The organism is Azospirillum sp. B510, assembly GCF_000010725.1.
In the GTDB taxonomy this organism is placed as follows: domain Bacteria; phylum Pseudomonadota; class Alphaproteobacteria; order Azospirillales; family Azospirillaceae; genus Azospirillum; species Azospirillum lipoferum_B.
On sequence record NC_013857.1, the window covers coordinates 622,805 to 646,149 of the forward strand.

At 69.3% G+C, this 23,345-nt stretch carries 18 protein-coding genes and 1 pseudogene; 8 read left to right on the forward strand and 11 right to left on the reverse strand.

Annotated elements, in window-relative coordinates; genetic code table 11:
* Positions 1-89: 89 nt before the first annotated feature.
* Positions 90-1,220, reverse strand: coding sequence for an ISAs1-like element ISAzs11 family transposase (locus AZL_RS27105; protein ID WP_012973990.1), 1,131 nt, complete (start codon positions 1,218-1,220; stop codon positions 90-92).
* A 310-nt stretch (positions 1,221-1,530) separates the two neighbouring features.
* On the opposite strand from AZL_RS27105, the gene AZL_RS27110 reads away from it, so the two are divergent.
* Positions 1,531-1,905: a hypothetical protein gene (locus AZL_RS27110; protein WP_012977594.1), complete on the forward strand. Its 375-nt coding sequence runs from the start codon at positions 1,531-1,533 to the stop codon at positions 1,903-1,905.
* 31 nt (positions 1,906-1,936) lie between these two features.
* On the opposite strand, the gene AZL_RS27115 is transcribed toward AZL_RS27110, so the two are convergent.
* Both AZL_RS27115 and wrbA read right to left on the reverse strand, forming a co-directional pair.
* Positions 1,937-2,899 (reverse strand): glutathione S-transferase family protein, encoded by a 963-nt coding sequence (locus AZL_RS27115; RefSeq protein ID WP_012977595.1) that lies wholly within the window; start codon positions 2,897-2,899, stop codon positions 1,937-1,939.
* Between the two features lie 38 nt (positions 2,900-2,937).
* Positions 2,938-3,540, reverse strand: a complete 603-nt coding sequence (wrbA, locus tag AZL_RS27120; protein WP_012977596.1) for an NAD(P)H:quinone oxidoreductase — start codon at positions 3,538-3,540, stop codon at positions 2,938-2,940.
* 171 nt (positions 3,541-3,711) lie between these two features.
* On the opposite strand from wrbA, the gene AZL_RS27125 reads away from it, so the two are divergent.
* A complete protein-coding gene (locus tag AZL_RS27125) occupies positions 3,712-4,656 on the forward strand; it encodes a LysR family transcriptional regulator (protein WP_042445933.1) in 945 nt (314 codons plus the stop codon).
* 8 nt (positions 4,657-4,664) lie between these two features.
* On the opposite strand, the gene AZL_RS27130 is transcribed toward AZL_RS27125, so the two are convergent.
* From AZL_RS27130 to clpB, 6 genes are all read right to left on the reverse strand, one after another.
* On the reverse strand, positions 4,665-5,057 hold the full coding sequence (locus AZL_RS27130; protein ID WP_012977598.1) for a hypothetical protein: 393 nt from the start codon (positions 5,055-5,057) through the stop codon (positions 4,665-4,667).
* Positions 5,058-5,210: 153 nt separating this feature from the next.
* The gene (locus AZL_RS27135; protein WP_042445749.1) at positions 5,211-5,681 is read right to left on the reverse strand and encodes a hypothetical protein; all 471 of its coding nucleotides are present in this window, start codon (positions 5,679-5,681) and stop codon (positions 5,211-5,213) included.
* Between the two features lie 20 nt (positions 5,682-5,701).
* The gene (locus AZL_RS27140) at positions 5,702-6,508 is read right to left on the reverse strand and encodes an aminotransferase class IV (RefSeq protein ID WP_012977600.1); all 807 of its coding nucleotides are present in this window, start codon (positions 6,506-6,508) and stop codon (positions 5,702-5,704) included.
* The gene (gene pabB, locus AZL_RS27145) at positions 6,505-7,884 is read right to left on the reverse strand and encodes an aminodeoxychorismate synthase component I (protein ID WP_012977601.1); all 1,380 of its coding nucleotides are present in this window, start codon (positions 7,882-7,884) and stop codon (positions 6,505-6,507) included. Before pabB ends, AZL_RS27140 begins: the two co-directional genes overlap by 4 nt.
* A gap of 15 nt (positions 7,885-7,899) precedes the next feature.
* Positions 7,900-8,694, reverse strand: a complete 795-nt coding sequence (locus AZL_RS27150) for an SDR family oxidoreductase (protein ID WP_012977602.1) — start codon at positions 8,692-8,694, stop codon at positions 7,900-7,902.
* A gap of 125 nt (positions 8,695-8,819) precedes the next feature.
* A complete protein-coding gene (gene clpB, locus AZL_RS27155; RefSeq protein WP_012977603.1) occupies positions 8,820-11,504 on the reverse strand; it encodes an ATP-dependent chaperone ClpB in 2,685 nt (894 codons plus the stop codon).
* A gap of 309 nt (positions 11,505-11,813) precedes the next feature.
* Here clpB and AZL_RS27160 point away from each other — a divergent pair, with 309 nt between their 5' ends.
* Positions 11,814-12,560 carry a carbonic anhydrase gene (locus tag AZL_RS27160; protein ID WP_012977604.1) on the forward strand — a complete coding sequence of 249 codons (747 nt, stop codon included), beginning with the start codon at positions 11,814-11,816 and terminating at the stop codon, positions 12,558-12,560.
* Here AZL_RS27160 and AZL_RS33660 read toward each other — a convergent pair.
* Positions 12,524-13,444 carry a helix-turn-helix domain-containing protein gene (locus AZL_RS33660; RefSeq protein ID WP_148219663.1) on the reverse strand — a complete coding sequence of 307 codons (921 nt, stop codon included), beginning with the start codon at positions 13,442-13,444 and terminating at the stop codon, positions 12,524-12,526. The genes AZL_RS27160 and AZL_RS33660 overlap by 37 nt on opposite strands.
* Before the next feature lie 232 nt (positions 13,445-13,676).
* On the opposite strand from AZL_RS33660, the gene AZL_RS27170 reads away from it, so the two are divergent.
* From AZL_RS27170 to AZL_RS27180, 3 genes are all read left to right on the forward strand, one after another.
* Positions 13,677-14,591, forward strand: a complete 915-nt coding sequence (locus AZL_RS27170) for a LysR family transcriptional regulator (RefSeq protein WP_012977606.1) — start codon at positions 13,677-13,679, stop codon at positions 14,589-14,591.
* Between the two features lie 141 nt (positions 14,592-14,732).
* Positions 14,733-17,246: a cation:proton antiporter gene (locus tag AZL_RS27175; protein WP_012977607.1), complete on the forward strand. Its 2,514-nt coding sequence runs from the start codon at positions 14,733-14,735 to the stop codon at positions 17,244-17,246.
* Between the two features lie 17 nt (positions 17,247-17,263).
* Positions 17,264-18,148, forward strand: a complete 885-nt coding sequence (locus AZL_RS27180; RefSeq protein ID WP_012977608.1) for a DMT family transporter — start codon at positions 17,264-17,266, stop codon at positions 18,146-18,148.
* Positions 18,149-18,164: 16 nt separating this feature from the next.
* Here the strand turns inward: AZL_RS27180 and AZL_RS27185 are convergent, their stop codons facing one another.
* Positions 18,165-18,803: a DsbA family protein gene (locus tag AZL_RS27185; protein WP_012977609.1), complete on the reverse strand. Its 639-nt coding sequence runs from the start codon at positions 18,801-18,803 to the stop codon at positions 18,165-18,167.
* Between the two features lie 182 nt (positions 18,804-18,985).
* Here AZL_RS27185 and AZL_RS27190 point away from each other — a divergent pair, with 182 nt between their 5' ends.
* Positions 18,986-20,623, forward strand: a complete 1,638-nt coding sequence (locus AZL_RS27190; RefSeq protein ID WP_012977610.1) for a GMC family oxidoreductase — start codon at positions 18,986-18,988, stop codon at positions 20,621-20,623.
* Positions 20,624-20,785: 162 nt separating this feature from the next.
* Positions 20,786-23,292 (forward strand): annotated as a pseudogene (locus AZL_RS34865) (indolepyruvate ferredoxin oxidoreductase family protein); the annotation flags it as partial.
* Positions 23,293-23,345 lie beyond the last annotated feature (53 nt).

Here is a 23,345-nt window from a genome sequence, read left to right on the forward strand (position 1 = left end):
TGAAGCGAATGGCCGATGCAACGGCCGATGCAACCGCTTCTACCGGTCCGCAACGCGCAAGTCCAGGCGTCGGGCCGCCGCAGCCAGGGTCATCGCATTTGGCCGAGGATGGATCTTGCGAACTCGTCGGACCATCCTGAGCGCTTTCGCTTTCGGCGGACGGAGATATCGCGACGGGCGCGGTTCAGGATGTTGAGCGCGAGCTTGCGGAGGGTGGCGAGGTTTTCCGGCCCGTGATCCTTGCGGTTGCGGGCGCGATCCTCGTCGAAGACGACGTCGAGCATCCAGTGCAACCCGTTCTCGATCGACCAATGGGCGCGGGCGGCCTCCAGATAGTCGGCCGCGCTGAGCGCGCGCGAGGCGATGTGGTAGTGCCGGGTCACGGTGGTCTTGCCGCGATGCTCGACGGTAGCCTCGATCAAGCCCAGAAAGGCCATGTCGGGCAGCAGGACCGGTTCGCTGCTGGCCGCTTTGGGACCGCGCAGCCAATCCAATTCGTGACACACCCAGGCCCGCCGGGTCTCGATCCGGCCGTGATCGGCGTCGGTGGTCGTGGCACTCGCCAGCCCGGCGCACAGTTCCGGGTCGGTGAAGTACTCCTCGACCATGGCGAGCAGGGCGGGATGGTTGCCCTTCAGCCGCAGCAGGTAGTCGCCGCCGCGCTTCCGGATGAGGCGGGCGGTCTCCTCCTGACAATGGATGGCGTCGGCGGTGACCAGATGGCCCTGGAGATCCAGGCACTCCAGCAGGGCACGGGCGGCCAGGATCTCGCTGTCGCCCTCGGCCACCCGGTAGCTGTGCTGGCCCACCACCAGCCGCGTCGCCGAGGCGAAGGCCGTCACCACCGCCAGCGGGTTGGACCGGGCCGCGTCATCGAAGGAGCGGCGTAACGTCTTGCCGTCGATGGCGATCACCCCAGCCCCGGCCGTTCCCAGCCCCTCCAGGAAACGGCCAAAGCAGGCGGCAAAGGCCACCGGGTCCAGCAGCCGGAAGATGCGCGAGAAGGTGTCGTGACTCGGCACCCCGTTCTCCAGACGCAAAAACGACCGAAACAGCCCCTCGCGATCCACCGCGAAGTCGGCAAAGTCGGCACAGCTCTCCGCCCCGCACACCGTTGCCGTCAGCGCGATCGTCAGGATCTCCAGCAGGTCGTGCCGCTTGGCGTTGCCCGTGCGTGGGTCCGGCAACGCATCGAACGCTTTCTCAAACCACGATTGCATCGGGGGCTCCAAAATCGGCGATAAAGCCCCTTACAGAATCCTTTTCTCTCACACACGCTACTCGATTTTTCCAAATGCGATTCCCCTGCCGCCGCAGCGGTCAGGTCGCGGCCTGGACGGGAGTTTCTCGACCGCTACGCAAGATTCGACCGCAAGCGCGACATTATCTCTTTCGTAACCAGATGGTCCGTACTACGGAAGGGACCGGCTCGGGATCGCGGTTGCCAAGCCATGGACTCTGAAGCCGCGGAATCAGCCGGGGAACCGCCCAGCCCTTCGCCATATCGCCGACAACGCCACCGGTGCCGCCATGCCGATGAATGTCCTGGAAATCGCCGTCTACGCCATGGTCCTCACCGCCGGCCAGCCGCGCCCATACGAATGCGTCGCGGTCAAGCCGGACGGGGTGAACTGCACCAACGGCCTGTCGGCGAAGGAGGATGGGCCGAATCTGCTCTTCAACACCGGGGTCCAGGTTCTGAAGGACCGCCAGGGCCGGGTGTTCCTGAGCAATGGGTTGCAGACCCGCTTCGACAGCTCCGCCTGGGTCGAGTTCCAGGATTCGGGCAAGAAGCCGGTGGTCAGCGTCCGCAAGACCGGCCCGCTGCGCTTCAAATTCTCCAACGGCTTCCAGTGCGAGGCGATGGGCAACCCGGAAGACATGGCCCGCTGCTACAAGCCCTGAGCCGCCTTCCGGTCACCCACCGCTCCGCCGGTCAGAGCATCGGATCGGGTCCGAGCGCGGCGCGCCCGTGCGGGGCGCCGAGGTCCAGCTCCGGTCCCTTCGGCACGATGCCGGTCGGGTTGATGGTGGCGTGGCTGCCGTAGTAATGGCGCTTGATGTGGTCGAAATCGACCGTCTCGGCCACGCCCGGCACCTGATACAGGTCGCGTAGATAGCCCGAGAGGTGGGGATAATCGGCGATCCGCCGCTTGTTGCACTTGAAATGCCCGACATAGACGGCGTCGAAACGCACCAGCGTGGTGAACAGCCGCCAGTCCGCCTCGGTCAGCCGGTTGCCGGCCAGCCAGCGGCTGCGTGACAGCCGGTCCTCGATTTCGTCCAGCGCCGCGAACAGGGCGTCGAAGGCGGCCTCGTACTTGTCCTGCGCGGTGGCGAAGCCGGCCTTGTAGACACCGTTGTTGATGCGGTCATAGACGAGGGCGTTGACGCGGTCGATCTCCTCCAGCAGATCCGGCGGGCAAAAATCGGCACGGACGTCGGTGAAGGCGTCGAATTCGCGGTTGAGCATGCGGATGATCTCCGCCGACTCGTTGTTCACGATCGTCCCGGTCTTCCTGTCCCACAACACCGGCACGGTGACCCGGCCGCTGTAGCCGGGCTGGGCCTTCAGATAGACCTCATACATCCGCCGGGCGCCGGTGACCGGCTCCGGCTCGGCGAAGGTCCAGCCCTCCGACAGCATCAGCGGCTCGACCACGCTGACGCCGATCACCGCGTCCAGCCGTTTCAGCTTGCGGAAGATCAGGGTGCGGTGGGCCCAGGGGCAGGCCAGCGACACCATCAGGTGATAGCGCCCCGCCTCCGCCGGATAGGGGGTGGAGCCGTCGGCCGACACCCGGTCGCGGAACTGCGCCTCCGTCCGGACGAAGGCGCCGCCGGTCGTCTTGGTGTCGTACCATTGGTCTCGCCACTGTCCATCGATCAGCAGGCCCACGGCTCCCTCCCCTTCCTCAACAATCACGCTTTAACCGATCAGCCGTGCAGCTTGGTCGCGATCTCGGCGACATGGCGGCCCTGGAAGCGGGCGCCGTCCAGCTCGACCGCGCTCGGCCGGCGCGAGCCGTCGCCATCGGCGATGGTGCTGGCGCCATAGGGGGAATTGCCCATCACCTCGGACACGCCCATCTGGCCCTGGAAGGAATAGGGCAGCCCGACGATCACCATGCCCAGATGCAGCAGAACGGTATGGGTGCTGAGGATCGTGCTCTCCTGCCCGCCATGCTGGGTCGCGGTGGAGGTGAAGACGCTGCCGACCTTGCCGTTCAAGGCGCCCTTGGCCCAAAGCCCGCCGGTCTGGTCGAGGAAATTCTTCATCTGCGCGGCCATGTTGCCGTAGCGGGTGGGCGTGCCGATGACGATGGCGTCATATTGGGGCAGTTCGTCCACGGTGGCGACGGGAATGCCGCTCTCGTCCTTGTAATGGGCGGATTGGCGCACGGCCTCCGGCACCAGTTCGGGCACGCGCTTCACCGCCACCTCGGTTCCGGCGACGGAGCGGGCACCCTCGGCCACCGCCTGCGCCATTTCCGACACATGGCCCCAGCTGCTGTAATAGAGGACCAGAATCTTCGCCATCGCCGTCACTCCCCGTTCGGTTGCCTGATCGCGGTCGACCGATGTGGACCACGCTTCGCCCCGTCGCGGCCATGCGGGCGGCCCGGCGGTGACACCAGAGATAGGGCGTGGAGGCGCTTCCGGTAATCCCGGATCTTGGCACCTTATTGTTTCCGGGTGTACAACAATGCCATGGATCGCCTCGACGACATGCTCGCCTTCATCAAGGTGGTGGACACCAAGAGCTTCACCGCCGCCGCCGACCGGCTCAACCTGTCGAAGTCGGTGGTCTCCCGCCGCATCGGCGAGCTGGAGAACCGCCTCGGCGCGCGGCTGCTGAACCGCACCACCCGCAAGCTCAGCCTGACCGAGGTCGGACAGGCCTATTACGAGCGCTGCACCCGCATCCTCGCCGACCTGGAGGAGGCGGAACAGGCGGTGGCCGACCTGCATGCCGCCCCGCGCGGCCGCTTGCGGCTGAACGCGCCGGTCAGCTTCGGCATCCTGCATCTGGCTCCGGCGGTGGCGGAGTTCCTGGAGCGCTACCCCGCCATCGAGATCGACATGGACCTGAACGACCGCACGGTCGATCTGGTCGACGAGGGCTATGATCTGGCGGTGCGCATCGGCCGGCTGCGCGACAGTTCGCTGATCGCCCGGCGGCTGGCCCCGGCGCGGATGGCGCTGTGCGCCAGCCCGGCCTATCTGCAAAAGCATGGGGTGCCGGAAACGCCCGACGATCTGGCCGACCATAATTGCCTGATCTACACCAATGTGCCCAATCCCGACCTCTGGCAATTCATCGTCGATGGAGAAAGCCGCGGCATCCGGGTGTCGGGACCGATCCGCAGCAACAACGGCGACCTGCTGCGCGAGGCGGCGGCGGCCGGTGTCGGCTTCATCATGTCGCCGACCTTCCTGTGCGGGCAGGCGCTGGCGCGCGGCGAGCTGGTCAGCGTGCTGCACAGCCACATCCCGACGGAGGTCAGCGTCAACGCGGTCTATCCGCAGAACCGCCACCTGTCGCCGAAGGTGCGGGTGTTCGTCGATTTCCTGGTGCAGCGCTTCGGCCCGCGCCCCTATTGGGATTGCGCGCTGCTCGACGCCCTGCCTCAGGAAGCCGGTTCAGAAGGTTAAGGCACCGCTCAAGACGGCTGGTTCGGCCGGCGGCGGGAGCGCAGGTTCAGCGCGGTGATGAAGTTCGGCTGCTGGCCGACCACCGGCCCCTGGGGGACCGGCTTCTTCGGCGCGGTGGACAGGAAGCCGCCGACCCGGCCGCGCAGCTCCATGGAATGATGCGCCGCCTCGTCCGCACTCTCCGCCACCTGCCGGCGGACCGACGGTTCCAGCGTGTTGAAGGCGCGCGAGGCGAATTCGAAGGCCGGCTGCGATTTGGTGGCGATCACCTGACGCAGCGCCTTGGACACCAGCACGGTGTCGAGACCACCCGGCCCCTCGACCCCGTCCAGCACATCGGCGAGGATGCCGATGGCCTGGATCGTGCGGTTGTCGTCCAGCGAAAGGTCGTCAGCGTCCATGCGGGTCTTCCGATCGTCTCAAGCGGTACGGGTCTCGCCCCTGCGGACACCCGGGTTGCACCAACTGAATCATAGTGTTTGCCTCCGCGTCTGGCAATGGACGCCGACGCCGGTCAGTGCCGGAATCGTCAAGCCGACGCTTGGCCGCCGGGGTCAGGCCAGCGCCGGAAGTTGCGGAGCCAATGCCAGATGCAGCTCATGGCGCGCGTCCGCCCGGTCCGGGCGATACCCGAAATCGAGCGCGAGGCCGGACAGGCCCAGGCCGTTCGCCGCGGCATGGGCATGCAGACGGGCGAAGCCGTCGGCGATCGCGGCCTGCGGGCCATCCACCGCAACCCGCAGGTAACGGCCGGCATCGAGATCGACGCGCAGCATGCCGGCCGGAACCTCGCTGGCCTTGGCCGCCATGAAGCCGACGAGCCGGCGCTGCGGCGCCTCCCCTGCCGGCCTCTTCTCCGCCCCCGTCTCCGGCGGCAGCCACACGGCGGCGAAGGCGGCTGTTCCGGTCCCGGCGGCGAACACGCGCTCCCAGGCGGCGGCGAGCGCCGCCGACAGATCGCCGGGGCTGGCCTCGACCATGCGGCCGATGACGGTCAACTCGGGAAAGGTCACGGCCTCGATCATCAGGGGTCCTCTCTTGGCGGTCACAGATCCGGGTCCTCCAACAGACGGGCCAGCGCCGGCCCGGCGCCAGCGGAACCGACAGGGCGGCCGTCCACCGCCACCAGCGGGCGCAGCCCCAGACTGTTGGTCAGAATGGCCTCGTCGGCGCGGGCGAGATCCTCGGGGGCGAGCGGCGCCTCCTCCGCGCCATGGCGCTCCAGGATCAGGGCGCGGCGGATACCGGGCAGGGCGCCGTCGGTGATCGGCGGGGTCAGCAGCCGGCCGCCGACCGACAGGAACAGGGTGGCGACGCTCGATTCCGCCAGCCGGCCGGCGCCATTCAGCAGCAGCGCCTCATCGGCGCCGCGCTCCGCCGCCTCCTGCCGGGCCAGGATGGAATCGAGGTAGTTCAAAGACTTCAGCCGCGACAGCGGCGAATGCTCGTTGCGGCGGGTGCAGCGGGCGATGACGGCGGCGACCGGCGCCGTCATATGGGTGGCGGTTGCCACCGTCATCAGCAGGGTCGGCCGGGCGTCGGCCGGCGGCAGCACCCCGCGGGCGCCGGTGCCGCGCGACAGGGTCAGGCGCAGCACACCGTCGGCGGTCCCGGTCGCCGCGACCAGCACCGCCATGGCGCCGCTCAGCTCCCCCGCGTCATAGGGCAGCGGCAGGCGCAGCAGCGCCACCCCGGCGGCCAGCCGTTCCAGATGGCGGGACAGATGGCGCGGCCGGCCATCCTTGATCCGGATCGTCTCGAACACCCCGTCGCCGAGGGTGAAGCCGCGGTCGGCGGGATCGATCCGCGCCTCGACGGCGGAGATCAGCCGACCGTTCAGCCAGATGGTCATTCCATTCCCTCCCATGTCTCCCCCGCCACCGGATCACCGGCCGCGCGCAACTGGGCGCGGGCCTTCACCAGCATTTCCTCATGCTCCGCCGCCGGATCGGAATCGGCGACGATGCCGCCGCCGGCCTGGGCGATCACCGCATCCGGCGTCACCGACAGGGTGCGGATGACGATGTTGCTGTCCATGGCGCCATCGAAGCCGATCCAGGCCACCGAACCGCAATAGGCGCCGCGCCGCGCCACCTCCAGTTCGTCGATGATCTGCATGGCGCGGATCTTCGGCGCCCCAGTGACCGAACCGCCGGGGCAGACGGCACGCAGCAGATCGACCGGCCCCAGCCCCGGCAGCAGCCGGGCGGTGACCACCGAAACCAGATGATGGACGCTGGCGAAGCTTTCCAGCCCGAACAGCACCGGCACCCTGACGCTGCCGACCTCCGACACGCGGGCCAGATCGTTGCGCAGAAGGTCGGTGATCATCAGATTTTCCGCGCGGTCCTTGATGCTGGCCGACAGCTCCGCCGCCGCCGCCGCATCGGCCGCCGCATCGGAATGGCGCGGGCGGGTGCCCTTGATCGGCCGCGTCTCGATCGTCCGGTCGGCGCCCAGCCGGATGAAACGCTCGGGCGAGGCCCCGGCCAGCCGCAACCGGGGGCCACAATTCAGGAAGGCGGCGAAGGGCGCCGGACTGAGGCGCCGCAGCCGTTCATGCAACGCGTAGGCGTCGAGCCCCCTGTCGGCATCGGCCAGGAAACGCTGGGTGAAATTCGCCTGATAGATGTCGCCGGCGCGGATATAGTCCAGCACCCGCCCGACCCGGTCGAGATAGTCGGGCCGGGATAGCTCCGATCGCCAGCGCAAGGGCGCCGGACCCTGGGATTGTTCCAGAGCCGGAATGGACAGCCGCGCCGCCATGCGCCGAGCACGCGCCTCCGCCTCCGGCCGGGCGGCGATGACCCAGGCCGCCCCCTCCCGCCGGTCGAATGCGGCGACGACGTCATACAGGCCAAAGGCCAAATCAGGCTGGCCACCTGGATTGCCATGGCGGGAGCGCAGCCCTTCCAAAGCTGTTCCGGTCTCGTAACCAATGAAGCCGACAGCTCCTCCGGTGAAGGGAACCGGTCCATTGGACGGGCCTGACCACGCCGCCAGGCTCCGTTCCAGCGCGTCGAACGGACTGCCGGCCATCGGCGTGCCATCGACCAGCGTCTGACCACCGATGGCCTCGATAGTCTGGAACGGTTCCGCAACGATGTAGGAGTAACGCCCATTTTGCGGATGGGGCGCCGCGCTGTCGAGCAGCATCGCCCAAGGCTCGGCGCTCCAGGAACGGAACAGGGCGGCGGGATCGCCGCAGGAGATCGGAATCGTCAGCATCGCAAGGCAGTCGGTTCACATCAGGATGGTGGCGCCGCCATCGACCACCAGGACGTGACCGTTGACATAGGACGCCGCCGCCGAGGCGAGGAACACCGCCGCCCCGGCGATCTCCTCCGGCCGGCCCCAGCGCCGCATCGGCGTGCGGTTGGCGAAATAGGCCGAGCGCTCGGGATCGCCCGTGATGGCCGCATTCGTTTCGGTTGCGAAAAAGCCGGGAGCGATGGCGTTGCTGGTCAGGCCATGCGGGCCGTATTCGGCGGCGAGCGCCCGCACCATGCCGTTCAGACCGGCCTTGGCGGCGGCATAGACGCTGTCGTTGGCCCGCGCGATCTGCCCGGCGACCGAGGTGACGGCGATCAGCCGGCCGCGGCCCCGTGGCAGCATCAACCGCGCGGCCTCCCGCGCCAGAATCAGCGAGGAGGCCAGATCGATGTCAAGCAGCGTCGAGATCTCGTCATCCGTCATCTCGGTCAGCGGCTTGCGGTTGCGCTGTCCGACATTCTGGACGAGCACGTCGAGCCGGCCATGCTCCCCCCCGACCCGCGCGAAGGCATCGCGCACCGCTACCCGGTCCGACACGTCGAAGGCCAGCGCCGAGGCGGACCCGCCGGTGGTGGCGATCTCCTCCACGCGGGCCTCCAGCGTCGCGGCATCGCGACCGTTCAGCAGCACATGCGCCCCCGCTCCGGCCAGCGCCCGCGCGATCTCCAGCCCCAGCCCACGGCCCGCCCCGGTGACGAGGGCCACCTGACCGGCAAGCGAGAAGGTCGACAGGTAGGCCAAATTGGAAGGAGTCGTCCCGGTCATGTCTGCCCCCTGTCCGGTGCGGCGTTGCAGCGGTCATTTAGCAGACGCAGCGACGCAACGGCAGCCCCGGATATGGGAAAAGGGGCGCAAAGCCCGCACCCCCTTCCCCCTCGCGCTTCAACCAGTCAGTGGACCGACGCCTCCCGCGCCGCGGCGGCGGCGGCCACCGGCGGCAGGGCGAAGCCGAGCGGCGGGCGTTCCGGCGCCTTGAAACCGTGGGCGCGCTCCTCCTCGACCACCACGCCGTCCAGCGCCAGCCGGCCGTCGACCACCGACAGGGCCATGGTCGTCCTGCCTTCGACCTCCTCGTCGAGCAGGCGCTCGGCGATCGGGTCCTCGACAAGGCCTTGGATGGCCCGCTTCAACGGACGGGCGCCGAAGGCCGGATCCCAGCCCAGATCGCCCAGCCGCCGCTTGGCCGCCTCGTCCGCCGCCAGGATGACGCCCCGCTCGGCCAGCCGCTCATTGACGCGGGCGAGCTGGATATCGACGATGCGCGCCATCTGGTCGCGGCCCAGCCGGCGGAAGATCAGGACATCGTCCAGCCGGTTCAGGAACTCCGGCCGGAAGGCCTTGCGCACCGCGTCCATCACCTCGACCGTCACGCCGGCCATGTCCTCGTCATCGCCCAGGGCGCTCAACGCCTCGGCCCCCAGGTTGGAGGTCATGATGAGGATGGCGTGGCGGAAGTCGGCGGTGCGGCCCTGCCCGTCGGTCAGCCGCCCGTCGTCGAGCGCCTGAAGCAGCACGTTCAGCACGTCGGGATGCGCCTTCTCCACCTCGTCCAGCAGCACGACCTGATAGGGCCGGCGCCGGATGCGCTCCGCCAGCGATCCGCCATCGTCATAGCCGACATAGCCCGGAGGCGAGCCGATCATCCGGCTGACCGCATGCTTCTCCATATATTCCGACATGTCGAGCCGGGTGATCGCCGTCTCGTCGTCGAACAGGAAGGCGGCCAGCGCCTTGGCCAGCTCGGTCTTGCCGACGCCGGTCGGCCCCAGGAACAGGAAGGAGCCGGTCGGGCGGCTGGGATCCTTCAGCCCGGCGCGGGCGCGCCGCACCGCCTTGGACACCGCGCGCACCGCCTCCTTCTGGCCGACCACGCGCTCGGCCAGCTTGTCCTCCATGCCCTTCAGCCGCTGGCGTTCGCCCTCCAGCATCCGCTCCACCGGGATGCCGGTCCAGCGGGTGACGACGGCGCCGATATCCTTGGCCGTCACCTCGTCCCGCTCGGTGCTGGCGCGCGATTCGGCGTCGGCCAGCCGCTTCTCCAGATCGGGCACCACGCCATAGGCCAACTCGCCGGCCTTGGCCCAGTCGCCGTCGCGCTGGGCGCGCTCCAGCTTCGTCCGAGCCTGGTCCAGCTCCTCCTTCAGGCGGCGCCCCTCGGTGCGGCGGGATTGCGAGGCGCGCCACTCCTCCTCCATCGAGGACTGGCGGGCTTCCGCCTCGGTCAACTCGCCCTCAAGGGCGTGCAGGCGCTCCTGCGAGGCGGCGTCCGGCTCGGCCTTCAGCGCCTCGCGCTCGATCTTCAACTGGGCGACGCGGCGGTCGACGGCATCCAGCGCCTCCGGCTTGCTGTCGATGGCCATGCGCAGGCGGCTCGCCGCCTCGTCGACCAGATCGATCGCCTTGTCGGGCAGCCGGCGGTCGCCGATGTAGCGGGCCGACAGGGTCACCGCCGCGACGACCGCGGCGTCGGCGATGCGCACGCCGTGATGGACCTCATACTTGCTCTTGATCCCGCGCAGGATCGACACGGCGTCGTCGGCCGACGGCTCGTCCACCGTCACCGGCTGGAAGCGGCGGGCCAGCGCCGCATCCTTCTCGATGTATTTGCGGTACTCGTCCGGCGTGGTGGCGCCGACGCAACGCAGTTCGCCGCGCGCCAGCGCGGGCTTCAGCATATTGGCGGCGTCCATCGCCCCGTCGGTGCGGCCGGCGCCGATCAGCGTGTGCAGCTCGTCGATGAACAGGATGATGCGGCCGTTGGCCTCCGCCACCTCGGACAGCACCGACTTCAGCCGCTCCTCGAACTCGCCGCGGAACTTGGCGCCGGCCAGCAGGGCGGTGAGGTCGAGCGCCAGGACGCGGCGGTCCTTCAAGCCTTCCGGAACATCGCCGGCGGCCAGACGCTGGGCCAGCCCCTCGACCACGGCGGTCTTGCCGACGCCGGGCTCGCCGATCAGCACGGGATTGTTCTTGGTGCGGCGGGCCAGCACCTGGATGGTGCGGCGGATCTCGTCGTCACGGCCGATGACGGGATCGAGCCGGCCCTGCCGCGCCTCTTCCGTCAGGTCACGGGTGTAGCGGGCCAGCGCCTCGCCGGACGTCGTCTCGGTCTCGGCATCGGCGGGATGGTCCTTGCGCTGGGCGTCGGCGGCGGCGGCCAGCGCGTCGGCATCGACACCGGCCCGGCGGAACAGGGCGCGCAGCGGGCCGCTCTGGCGGGCGAGGCTCTCCAGCAGCCGTTCGGCGGTGACGAAGCGGTCGCCGCCGGTGCGGGCCGAGGCGACGGCGCCCTGGAGCACGGCGGCCAACGCCGGCGACATGTAGAGCGGCTGCGGGCCTTCGCCGGCCCCGGCCTGGACCGGAGCGCGGGCGAGCTGTTCCTCGGTCGCGGATTTCAGCAGATCGGGATCGCCGCCGGTATCACGCACCAGACGGGCGGTGACGCCGCCGGTGTCGTCGATCAGGGCCTTCAGCAGATGTTCGGGAAGAAGCTGTTGATGCCGCTCGGCAAGGGCGGCGATCTGGGCCGCCTGGATCACGCCGCGGGCGCGATCGGTGAATTGACCGAAGTCCATCCGGCACTCCGTTTCCAAGGTCTCCCGCCCAGCCATCCGGCGCGGGACGGCGCGTCCACGATCCGCGAGATGCGCGATCGCCCGGCGCCTGATGGGTAAATGGTTAACACATTTGCGGCGATCAAGAGGGGGGAGCCGCCGCGGCGAGCGCGGCCGTGACAACCGCGTCTCCGCCCGATGCCTGCAATTTTTGGACGACCACCCGGCGCGGCCCCATGCCAACACTGGGGCGATGGATGGTGCGGCACGGCCGGTCGCCGGCTTCACCCGTCCTCGACAAGAATGACCCCGAAATGCGGAGGGTTAGAAATGTGTCTGTTGTGCGAAACGGCCGAGGCCGGACTGTCGCGCCGGCATCTGCTCAGGACCGGTGCCGCGCTTGCCGGCACGGCCGGCGCCTTGACGATGGCCCCTCTCGCCGCCACGGCCAAGGAAGCCGCCAAGGATAAGGCGGCACCCCCGCCGCCCCCCCTGTCGCCCGACAAGGCGTTGCGGCGCCTGACCGCCGGCAATGCCCGCTATGCGGCGAACACCGCGCGCAACCGGGATTACTCGGTCGGCCGGGCTGCGCGGGCGGCGGCCCAGTTCCCCTTCGCCGCCATCGTCAGCTGCGCCGATTCCCGGGTCTCGCCCGAAATCCTGTTCGATCAGGGCCCGGGCGACCTGTTCGTCGTCCGCGTGGCCGGCAATTTCGTCAATGACGATGGTCTCGCCAGCCTGGAATATGGCGTGAAAATGCTGAACATCCCGCTGATCCTGGTGCTCGGCCACAGCGGCTGCGGCGCGATCGGCGCCACCATCAAGGCGATCCAGGACGGGGCGCAGCTTCCCGGCCATCTGCCGGGGCTGGTCGACGCGCTGAAGCCCGGCGTCGAGGCGGCGATCGCCCGCAAGCCCGCCGACCTGATGGCGGAGGCGACCATGGAGAATGTCCGCCACAACGTCCGCCGCCTCGCCGACGCCCAACCCATCGTGGCGCCGATGGTGGCGGACAGCCGGGTGAGGATCGTCGGTGGTCTTTACGACATCGCCACCGGCAAGGTCGGGCTGCTCTGACCGACGCTGTTTTGGCCAACGCTGTTTTGGCCAACATAATTTTGACCGGCACTGTTTTGGCCGGCGGCGGGGAGAGCGTCGCAATCCCAAGCGGCCCGGCGCGCCGCCGCCGCGATGCCGTGCAGTTGATGGCAGGCCCAGCGTTCCACCATCCCGGTGAAATGCTGGGTCGGCAGCAGCCGGCGGCGGCGCTCGTCCTGCCGGACCAGTCCGCGCATCTCCATCGCGTTGATCAGGTTGCGGATGTGGGATCGCGACACCCCCAGCAGGCGGGCGAGATCGCTGGCCGGCGCGTCCACCCAGCCATCCTCCGCACCTGACCGGGCAAGGCCGCGTTCCGCCAGGGTGAGGGCGAGATAGAGACCGCTGTCATGCTCGTCGAGCCAGGCCAGTTCGGGAAAGCGCAGCAGAGCCCGATGGCGCGGATCGAGCAGGATTTCGCATTCGCCCAGCACCCGGTCGTGGAAGCCAGGGTCGCCATGCAGCCTCTCCGCCAAATCCTCGCCGCCGGCCAGCCGGCGATGGCAGGAAAGATGCAGCGCCAACCAGCCGCGCAGGCCGTCCAGAATGACCGGGCCCGGCACCAGATAGCGGATGCGGGCGTCGCGCGGATCGCGTTCGGTGTGGACGATGCCGAACCCGCGCAGCAGGGCGACGAAGGCGGCGGTCTGCCGGGTGCCGGGCAGGCGCTCCTGGATGCGGGTCAGCGTCGGCCGTTCCTCCGGCGCGCGGGCGGTGGCGTGCATCAGCACGATCCGGGCGGCGATCTCGGTCGGCGCCCGCTGGCCGAACAGCTTGATCATCAGCCTTTGTCCGCGCAGCGGGCCGACCAGCCGGTCGCAGAACTCGGCAAGCACCGCCGGAAACTCCGGATGCCGCCGCATCCATTCCGGTCCCTCTTCCGCCATGTCCTTCGTCCCAACCTCCATCGGTTCCCCGCTGGCAAGACAAATATCCGACGGCCACTCTAGACTATTTCGCGCAGGTCCGGATGGGACAACCGCGCCGGTGCGGAAGGCCGACCGTTCCGGCGCTGGGGCGATCCCCATATTGACACACGATCACCAACGGCCCCTTCATAGTGTCACGGTATGGATGGCAGGGGCACCGGCAAGGATGGATGTGCGTCAGCTGCGCTATTTCCTGGGCATCGTCGAGCATGGCTCGATCTCCCGCGCGGCCGATGCGCTGCGGGTGGCGCAGCCGGCGCTCAGCCTGCATCTGAAGCGGCTGGAGGAGGAGTTCGGCTGCCAGCTTCTGCTGCGCACCGCGCGCGGCGTGATGCCGACGGAAAGCGGACAGCGGCTGGCGCAGCGGGCGGCGGCGCTGATCGACCAGATGGACGGGCTGCGCGACGAGGTGCGCGCGGTGGAGGCGGTGCCGGCCGGACCCGCCACCGTCGGCATCCCGACCTCGCTGGGGCCGGTGCTGACCGTGCCGCTGGCGCTGGCGGTGCGCCGCACCCATCCGCAAATCCGGCTGCGGGTGGTGGAGGGATTGTCCGGCCATATGCTGGAATGGGTGCTGTCGGGGCGGCTCGACCTGGCGCTGGTGTTCGGGGCGAAGGAGATGGGGGGGCTGGACACGAAACTGGTGGCGCGGGAAAGCCTGCATCTGGTCGGGCCGGCGGACGACCCGCTGCTGCGCGGGCGCGACGCCATCCCCTTCGCCGAGGCGCTGGCCCTGCCGTTGATCCTGCCCGGCCGCCCGCACGGCGTGCGCGAGGAGGTGGAGCATGCGGCGCTGGTGGCGCGGGCGGACGTGACCGTCGCGCTGGAGATCGACGCGCTGGAACAGATCAAGGCGCTGGTGGCCGAGGGCTGCGGCTACACCGTCCTGTCGGAACGGGTGGCCCGCCATGGCACGGCGGCGGAGCGGCTGACCGGCCTGCCCATCGTCGATCCGCAGATCGACCGGACCATCCTGCTGGCCCATGCCGCCGGCCGGCCGCTGTCGGCCGCCGCACGGGCGACGCGCGCCATTCTGGACGGGATCCTGGCCGGTCTGACGCGGGAGGGCGGCTGGCGCTGACCGGCCTCTCGCCACCCTCCCTTTCCCCCACCCCCTTTTCGCCGCCCATTTTTTGCCGCAGGATTCGCTGGTTGGCGGTCTTGCTCCTGCCACAGTGCGGCGATACCGTGCAGCCCACGCCGCAGCCGTCCCCGTGGGAACATGCACGACATCGTCATCCAAATCCTCGGCGTTGCCGGGCTTCTCGCCCTCGTCAGTTTCCTGCCGCCGCTGGCCGCACGCTTCCAGATGCCCTATACGGTGCTGCTGGCCGGCGTCGGCGTGGCGCTGGGCGCCGTGATCCAGACCTTCGCCGGGCCGGGCCAGGATCCGATCCATGATTTCCTGAATTCGCTGGCGGAGCTGGACGTCTCGTCCGACGTGCTGCTGCATATCTTCCTGCCGATCCTGCTGTTCGAAACGGCGCTGGCGGTCGATGTGCGGCGGCTGTTCGACGATCTCGGGCCGATCCTGCTGATGGCGGTGGTGGCGGTTTTCGTCTGCACCTTCGCCGTCGGCTATGCGGTCAATTTGTTCACGCCGATGCCGCTGGTCGCCTGCCTGCTTCTCGGCTCCATCGTCGCCTCCACCGACCCGGCGGCGGTGATCGGCATCTTCCGCGACCTCGGCGCTCCGCGGCGGCTGAGCACGCTGGTCGAAGGCGAAAGCCTGCTGAACGACGCCGCGGCCATCGCCCTGTTCACCCTGCTGCTGGACATGCTGACCCGCACCTCCAACGGCGGGGCGGGGGCGGCGGCGCTGGATTTCCTGCGCGATTTCTCCGGCGGCGTCGTCACCGGCTACATCTGCGGCCGCATCGTCTGCATGCTGGTGGAGCCGATGCGCAACCAGCCGATGGCGGAAATCACGCTGACGGTCGCCCTGGCCTACCTCTCCTATGTGGTTGCCGAACATTATGTCGGCGCGTCGGGCGTGGTGGCGGTGGTGACCTCGGCGCTGGTCATCGGCTCGGTCGGCAAGACCCGCATCTCCCCCGCCACCTGGGGGGCGCTGGAGCATGTCTGGCAGCAGCTGGGCTTCTGGGCCAACTCCATGATCTTCCTGTTGACCGCCATCCTGGTGCCGCGCCTGCTGGCCAATGCCGGCTGGGCCGAGGTCGGTCTGGTGCTGGTGGTGGTGACCGCGGCATTCGCTGCGCGGGCGGTGGTGCTGTTCGGGCTGCTGCCGGTGCTGTCCTGGGCCGGGCTGGCGCAGAAGGTCAGCGGTTCCTACAAGGCGGTGATGCTGTGGGGTGGCCTGCGCGGGGCGGTATCGCTGACGCTGGCCCTGGCGGTGACCGAGAATTTCCGGGTGAAGGACGGCGTCCAGAGCTTCGTCGCGGTGCTTGTCACCGGCTTCGTCTTCGTCACGCTGTTCGTCAACGGCACCACGCTGCGCTGGCTGATCCGCGTGCTGAAGCTGGACGAGCTGACGCCGGTGGAACGCGCCATGCGCAACCGGGCGCTGGCGCTGTCCACCGACAGCATCCGCGATCGCGTCACCGCCGTCGCCAGGACCTATGAGGTCGACGGCGCGGTCAAGGAGGTGATGGTCGCGCGCTACGAGGAGCGGCTGAAGCAGATCGACCGCGACAGCCAGGAGGAGGCCAAGCTGAGCGGCGAGGACCGCGTGACCATCGGCCTCGTCATCCTGGTGAACCGCGAGGAGGAGCTCTATTTCGCCCATTTCTCCGAAGGGGTGGTGTCGCGCGGGGTGATGGAACTGCTCTCCGGCCGCAGCGGGCGCCTGCTCGAAACGGTCAAGAGCCATGGCCGCAACGGCTATCGCGAGTTCGAGGAGCCCTTCATCGCCTTTTCCCCCTGGATGCGGGTGGCGAGCTGGCTGCAACGCCGCTTCGGCATCCACCGGCCGCTGGCCAAGCGGCTGTCGATGCGGTTCGAGGTACTGGTGGCCGTGCGCACCGTGCTGCGCGAGCTGCTGGCCTTCACCCGCGACCGGCTGGCCCGCGTGCTGGGCCAGGAGGTGGCGTTCGAACTGGAGGGCATGCTGGTCGGCCGGCTCGCCATCGTCGATCAGGCGCTGTCGGCGCTGAAACTGCAATATCCCGATTACGCGGTGGTGCTGCAAAGCCGCTATGTCGGCCGCGCCGCCCTGCGGTTGGAGCAGGCCGACTACCGGACCCTGTATGCCGAATCGATCATCAGCCAGGAGGTGCTGACCGACCTGGAGCGCGACCTGGAAAAGCGCCGCCGCGCGCTGGAACGGTTGCCGAAGCTGGATGTCCGCTTCGACGTGGCGGAGCTGGTGCGCCGGGTGCCGCTGTTCGCCGACCTGCCGGCGGAACGGGTGGGCACCATCGCCACGCTGCTGCGCGCCCAGCTGGCGCTGCCGGGCGAGACCATCGTGCGCCGGGGAGAGCGCGGCGAGGCCATGTTCTTCATCGCGTCGGGCGCGGTGGAGGTGCTGGTGCCCAACCTGACGGAGCCGGTGAAGCTCGGCACCGGCGACTTCTTCGGCGAGATGGCGCTGCTGACCCGCCAGCGGCGCAATGCGGATGTGCGGGCGCTCGGCTATTGCCAATTGCTGGTGTTGGATGAGAAGGATTTCCGCCGGCTGGTGCAGAAGGACGCGAACCTGCGTTCCCACATCCAGGCGGTCGCCGAGGCACGCCGCCAGCCGACCCCACCGTCGCCGGCCGTTCCGGCGGTGAGCTGACCGGGAAGGGATGTCCAATGGGTGAGACCGCGACGGGGAGCGGCCCGATCTGGCTGCGCCTGATGCCGGGTCTTTTCGTGCTGCTGTGGAGCACCGGCTTCATCGGGGCGAAATACGGCCTCCCCTATGTCGAGCCGCTGACCTTCCTGCTGATCCGGCTGGGGCTGGTCGCCCTGGTGCTGGCGCTGGTGGCCCTGGCCAGCCGGGCGCCCTGGCCCACGGACTGGCCGACCGCCGGGCGGATCGCGCTGGCCGGGCTGCTGGTGCATGGCGTCTATCTGAGCGGCATCTTCATCGCCATGGCGCGCGGCCTGCCCGCGGGGGTCACGGCACTGGTGGTTGGCATCCAGCCGCTGCTGACCGCCGCCCTGTCCGGTCCGCTGCTGGGCGAACGGGTGACCGGCCGGCAATGGGCGGGACTGCTGCTCGGCCTCGCCGGCGTCGGGCTGGTGGTGCGGGAGAAGCTGGCCATCGACGCGGCGCATCTGGTGCCGCTCGGCTATGCCCTGGTGGCGCTGGTCGGCATCACGCTGGGCACGCTCTACCAGAAACGCCATGGCGGCGGCATGGATCTGCGCAGCGGCACCGCCATCCAATATGGCGCCACCGCGCTCGCCCTGGCGGTCGCCGCCCCGCTGACCGAGACGATGCGGGTGCAGTGGACGGGGGAGTTCGTCTTCGCCCTGCTGTGGCTCTGCCTCGTGCTGTCGGTCGGCGCCATCTTCCTGCTGTTCGCCCTGATCCGCCGCGGTGCCGCGGCCAAGGTCGCCAGCCTGTTCTACCTGACCCCGCCGGTCACCGCCCTGATCGCCTGGCTGCTTTTCGGAGAGAGGCTGGGCATCGTGGCGATGGCCGGCATGGCCGTGGCGGTCTGCGGCGTGGCGCTGGTCAACCGCAAGTGACGATGGAGCGCCGCGCTCAGCCGGCACGCAGAAGAGCGGCCAGCCTGCCGGGCTTGGAAAAGAGGATGTCGGAGTCGAGCTTGCGCCGGTGGGTGCCGTCGTCATACAGCAGGGTCGGCACCCCGTTGGCCCGGTAATCAGCCATCAACCGCCGGCCGCGCTCCACCCGGACGGCCATGGCCTCCGCCAGCGCTCCGCCTTCCTCCGCAAGAAGAGCCGCGGCGGCATCGAGACCGAGCGCGGTCAGGACATCGGCCAGCGTCGTCGCCGCCGTGATGTCACGCCCATCGGCATAGCGCGCCGACTGGATGGCGGCCAGCGCCGCGAACTCCCGCTCCGGCGCGGTCAGCGCCACCGCCGTCAGGGCACGCGTCGCCGGGCCGCTGTCCAGCGACTGCCCCGAGCCGCCCAGGACGTCGGTGCGGTAGCGCTCGCTGAAGATCTGGCCGGTCAGCGCATGGATACGCTGGTCGTTCGCCCAGGCATAGGCGGCGAACCCCTCGTCGAGCGGCCGGGCGCCGGCACCGGCGAACAGGCCGACCGGCAGCAGCTCCAGCGCCAGATCGCCGATGCCCGTCAGCGACGCGACCGCCGGCGAGGCGCCGTAGCACCAGCCGCAGAGCGGATCGAACAGATAGGTGACGGTCCGGCTCATGAGGGCATCCGTGGCTGGTGATGGGGTCCCGCCGCACCATAGCCGCCACCGACCGCGCTGTGTAGCAACCGATGAAGCCGGCGGCCTCCCGCCGGCGCTGCGGCGAAATTTCGCTGGATCGTTCGCGCGGTCAGCAATCTAATGAATCCGAAAAATCGATAAAACTCCGTGGGAAGGAAAGGATGGTGGACGTGCTCGACTTCGGCGGCTTCGATTACATCATCGCCGGCGGCGGCACCGCCGGCTGCGTGCTGGCCAACCGGCTGTCGGCCGATCCGGAAATCTCGGTCCTGCTGCTGGAGGCCGGCGGCAAGGACGACTGGATCTGGCTGCACATTCCCGCCGGCTATCTGTTCTGCATCGGCAACCCGCGCACCGACTGGTGCTTCAAGACGGAGGCCGAACCGGGGCTGAACGGCCGCAGCATCCATTACGCCCGCGGCAAGGTGCTGGGCGGCTGTTCGTCGATCAACGGCATGATCGCCATGCGCGGACAGGCGCGCGATTACGATGAATGGGCCGCCCTCACCGGCGATTCGCGCTGGAGCTGGCGGGAGGTGCTGCCGGTCTTCAAGGGCAGCGAGGATTACTGGCGCGGCGCCGACGAGCTGCACGGCGCCGGCGGCGAATGGCGGGTGGAGCGGCAGCGGCTGCGCTGGGACCTGCTCGACCGCTTCGCCGAGGCGGCGCAGCAGCTCGGCATTCCCCGCAACGACGATTTCAACCGCGGCGACAATCTCGGCGTCGGCAGTTTCGAGGTGAACCAGAAGGGCGGCGTGCGCTGGAGCGCGGCCAAGGCCTTCCTGCGCCCGGCGCTCGACCGTCCGAACCTGAAGCTCGCCATCGACGCCGCCATCGACAGGGTGGAGATCGCCGACGGCCGCGTCACCGGCATCCGCTTCACCATGAAGGGGGAGCCGGCACGGGCGGCCGCGCGGATCGAGACGGTGCTGGCGGCGGGAGCCATCGGCAGCCCGGCGATCCTGCAACGCTCCGGCATCGGCCCGGCGGAGCATCTTAGGAAACTCGGGATTCCCGTGCTGCTGGACGCGCCCGACGTCGGCGCCAACCTCCAGGACCATCTGCAACTGCGCATGATCTACAAGGTCGACGGCATCGTGACGCTGAACAAGCGGGCCGGCAGCCTGTTCGGCAAGGCGATGATGGGGCTGGAATATGCCCTGTTCCGCAAGGGACCGCTGACCATGGCGCCCAGCCAGCTCGGCGTCTTCGCCAGATCCTCTCCCGAGGTCGCGACCGCCGACCTGGAATATCATGTGCAGCCGCTGTCGCTGGAGAAGTTCGGCGATCCGCTCCACCCCTTCCCCGCCTTCACCGCCAGCGTCTGCGATCTGCGCCCGGCCTCGCGCGGCTGGACCCGCATCACCACCGCCGACCACCGGGCCAACCCGGCCATCGCCCCCTGCTATCTGTCCGACCCGGCCGACCGGGCGAAGGCTGCCAAGGCGCTGGCGCTGACCCGCCGCATCGTGGCGCAGCCGGCACTCGCCCCCTATCATCCGCAGGAATACAAGCCCGGCCCCGCTTTCCAGAGCGAGGAGGAGTTGGCGCGGGCCGCCGGAGACATCGGCACCACCATCTTCCACCCGGTCGGCACCTGCCGGATGGGCGCCAAGGACGATCCCACCGCCGTCACCGATTCCGAAATGCGGGTCCGCGGCCTGCGTGGCCTGCGGGTGATCGACGCCTCGGTGATGCCGACCCTGACCTCCGGCAACACCAACACGCCGACGGTGATGATCGCTGAACGCGGCGCCGCCCTGATGCGGGCCGACCGCCGCGCCGCCCGGCGGGAGTGACTCCACCCGAACGCACGCAAAGACTTCGCTTGCCAAGCCAACAATCAGAAAAAGGATTTTCCGAACACTCCCAATTCCGAGCCAACCCGCAAAATCATTTGCCCACGAAGGGCGCACACTCGTCCCAACGAACGATAATCGGGGGGACGGGACATGGACGGTATGCCGAAAGGGCTGCGACCGGAACGGGCGGACATCGACCACGCCTATCGCCTGGACGACCGCTATGGCCGGACCGAGGGGCAGGTCTATCTCTCCGGCACCCAGGCGCTGGTCCGGCTGCTGCTGCTCCAGGCCGACCGCGACCGCCGGGCCGGCCTCAACACCGCCGGCTTCGTCAGCGGCTATCGCGGCTCGCCGCTGGGCGGGCTGGATCAGGCGCTGTGGCAGGCGCAGGCGCATCTGGACGCCCGCGCCATCCGCTTCGTCCCCGGCATCAACGAGGATCTGGGCGCCACCGCCGTCATGGGCAGCCAGCAGGTCGAATCCTCCGGCGAAGGCACCGTCGAGGGCGTGTTCGGGCTGTGGTACGGCAAGGGGCCGGGGCTGGACCGTTCCGGCGACGTGCTGAAGCATGCCAACGCCTATGGCAGCTCGCCGCATGGCGGGGTGCTGGCGGTGGCCGGCGACGACCATGGCGGCGTGTCCTCCAGCATGCCGCACCAGAGCGACCTCGCGATGATCGCCTGGTCGATGCCGGTGCTGAATCCGTCGGGCGTGCGCGAGTATCTGGAGTTCGGCCTCTACGGCTACGCCCTGTCGCGCTTTTCCGGCGCCTGGGTCGGGTTCAAGGCGATCTCGGAATCGGTGGAAAGCGCCGCCACCATTCAACTGCCATCGCTGGACCAGGGCTTCCTGCCGGTGGCGTTCGAGCCACCGCCGGGCGGGCTGCATCAGCGCTGGCCCGATCTGCCCGGCCTCGCCATTGAGGAGCGGCTGGCCGCCAAGATCGCGGCGGTGAAGGCCTTCGCCCGCGTCAACCGCATCGACCGCACTGTCCTCGGAACCGGTGGCTGGCTGCGCATCGTCACCACCGGCAAGGCCCATCTCGACCTGATGGAGGCGCTGCGCCTGCTGGGCATCGGCCCGGCGGAGGCGGCGGAGATCGGCCTGTCGGTCCACAAGATCGGCCTGTCCTGGCCGCTGGAGCCGGATTTCGCCCTGTCCGCCGCCCGAGGTGCCGAGGAGATCCTGGTGGTCGAGGAGAAGGCTCCCGTCGTCGAGGGACAGCTGAAGGATCTGCTGTACCACCTGCCGGCCGGCGAGCGGCCGCGCGCCGTGGTCGGCAAGACCGACGAGTTCGGCGCCCGTCTCCTCCCCGCCACCGGCGAGCTGCGCCCCTGGATCGTCGCCAAGGCGCTGGTGGAGCGCATCGGCCATCGCTTGCCCGAGCGGGATTTCTCCACCCGGCTGGCCGACCTGCTGCCGGACGAGGCGCCCGCCGCCACCGGTCCCTCTCTGGCGCGCACGCCCTATTTCTGCTCCGGCTGTCCGCACAACAGCTCGACCAGGGTGCCGGAGGGCAGCAAGGCGCTGGCGGGCATCGGCTGCCATTTCATGGCGTCCTGGATGGACCGCGACACGGTTGGCCTCAGCCAGATGGGCGGCGAGGGGGTGAGCTGGATCGGGCAGGCGCCCTTCAGCAAGCGCCGGCACATCTTCCAGAATCTGGGCGAGGGCACCTATTTCCATTCCGGCCTGCTGGCGATCCGGCAGGCGGTGGCGGCCAAGGCCACCATCACCTACAAGATCCTGTTCACGACGCCGTCGCCATGACCGGCGGCCAGCCGGTGGACGGCCCGATCTCCGTCCCCGCCATCACCCGCCAACTGGCGGCGGAGGGCATCACCCGCATCGCCGTGGTCAGCGACGCACCGGAGAAATACGACGGCCGCAGCGGTCTGGCCCCCTTCACCACCGTGCATCACCGCGAGGAGCTCGACGCGGTCCAGCGCGAGATGCGCGACATCCCCGGCGTCACGATCCTGGTCTATGAGCAGACCTGCGCGGCCGAGAAGCGCCGCCGGCGCAAGCGCGGCACGCTGGCCGACCCGGCCCGCCGGATGGTGATCAACGATCTGGTCTGCGAGGGCTGCGGCGATTGCGGCCGGAAGTCCAACTGCCTATCGGTGCAGCCAAAGCCGACCGAATTCGGGGTGAAGCGCCGGATCGACCAGTCCAGCTGCAACAAGGATTATTCCTGTGCCGACGGCTTTTGCCCCAGCTTCGTCTCGGTGGTCGGCGGCCGCTTGCGCAAGCCGGACCCCGACAAGGTCGCCGCCCGCTTCGCCGACGAACTGGCGGCCCTGCCGCTCCCCCATCGCGGCGCGGCGGAGGACCCGGCGGAGATGCTGGCCGAGAGCTTGGCCGAGATCCTGATCGTCGGCGTCGGCGGCACCGGCGTCGTCACCATCGGCGCCGTGCTGGCGATGGCGGCCCATCTGGAAGGCAAGGCGTCCTCGGTGCTCGACTTCATGGGCTTCGCCCAGAAGGGTGGCGCCGTCCACAGCTATCTTCGCGTGGCGGAGGATGCGGCGCGGCTGAACCAGGCACGCATCGATCCGAAGCGGGCACAGTTGGTGCTGGCCTGCGATACGGTGGTCGCGGCGTCCCCGGAAGCGCTGAAGACGGTGCGGCTGGGCCGGACGCGGGTGGTGGCGAACGCCCATGTCGCCCTGCGTATTTCGGCGAATTCGCCCAGGCGTTTCGGTTGAAAGCGCCC

Excerpts from the sequence above, each read along its gene's own strand:
- AZL_RS27105 (WP_012973990.1), bottom strand. The coding sequence starts at position 1,220 with ATGCAATCGTGGTTTGAGAAAGCGTTCGATGCGTTGCCGGACCCACGC.
- AZL_RS27110 (WP_012977594.1), top strand. The coding sequence starts at position 1,531 with ATGCCGATGAATGTCCTGGAAATCGCCGTCTACGCCATGGTCCTCACC.
- wrbA (WP_012977596.1), bottom strand. The coding sequence starts at position 3,540 with ATGGCGAAGATTCTGGTCCTCTATTACAGCAGCTGGGGCCATGTGTCG.
- AZL_RS27125 (WP_042445933.1), top strand. The coding sequence starts at position 3,712 with ATGGATCGCCTCGACGACATGCTCGCCTTCATCAAGGTGGTGGACACC.
- AZL_RS27130 (WP_012977598.1), bottom strand. The coding sequence starts at position 5,057 with ATGGACGCTGACGACCTTTCGCTGGACGACAACCGCACGATCCAGGCC.
- AZL_RS27135 (WP_042445749.1), bottom strand. The coding sequence starts at position 5,681 with ATGATCGAGGCCGTGACCTTTCCCGAGTTGACCGTCATCGGCCGCATG.
- AZL_RS27140 (WP_012977600.1), bottom strand. The coding sequence starts at position 6,508 with ATGACCATCTGGCTGAACGGTCGGCTGATCTCCGCCGTCGAGGCGCGG.
- pabB (WP_012977601.1), bottom strand. The coding sequence starts at position 7,884 with ATGCTGACGATTCCGATCTCCTGCGGCGATCCCGCCGCCCTGTTCCGT.
- AZL_RS27150 (WP_012977602.1), bottom strand. The coding sequence starts at position 8,694 with ATGACCGGGACGACTCCTTCCAATTTGGCCTACCTGTCGACCTTCTCG.
- clpB (WP_012977603.1), bottom strand. The coding sequence starts at position 11,504 with ATGGACTTCGGTCAATTCACCGATCGCGCCCGCGGCGTGATCCAGGCG.
- AZL_RS27160 (WP_012977604.1), top strand. The coding sequence starts at position 11,814 with ATGTGTCTGTTGTGCGAAACGGCCGAGGCCGGACTGTCGCGCCGGCAT.
- AZL_RS33660 (WP_148219663.1), bottom strand. The coding sequence starts at position 13,444 with ATGCGGCGGCATCCGGAGTTTCCGGCGGTGCTTGCCGAGTTCTGCGAC.
- AZL_RS27170 (WP_012977606.1), top strand. The coding sequence starts at position 13,677 with ATGGATGTGCGTCAGCTGCGCTATTTCCTGGGCATCGTCGAGCATGGC.
- AZL_RS27175 (WP_012977607.1), top strand. The coding sequence starts at position 14,733 with ATGCACGACATCGTCATCCAAATCCTCGGCGTTGCCGGGCTTCTCGCC.
- AZL_RS27180 (WP_012977608.1), top strand. The coding sequence starts at position 17,264 with ATGGGTGAGACCGCGACGGGGAGCGGCCCGATCTGGCTGCGCCTGATG.
- AZL_RS27185 (WP_012977609.1), bottom strand. The coding sequence starts at position 18,803 with ATGAGCCGGACCGTCACCTATCTGTTCGATCCGCTCTGCGGCTGGTGC.
- AZL_RS27190 (WP_012977610.1), top strand. The coding sequence starts at position 18,986 with ATGGTGGACGTGCTCGACTTCGGCGGCTTCGATTACATCATCGCCGGC.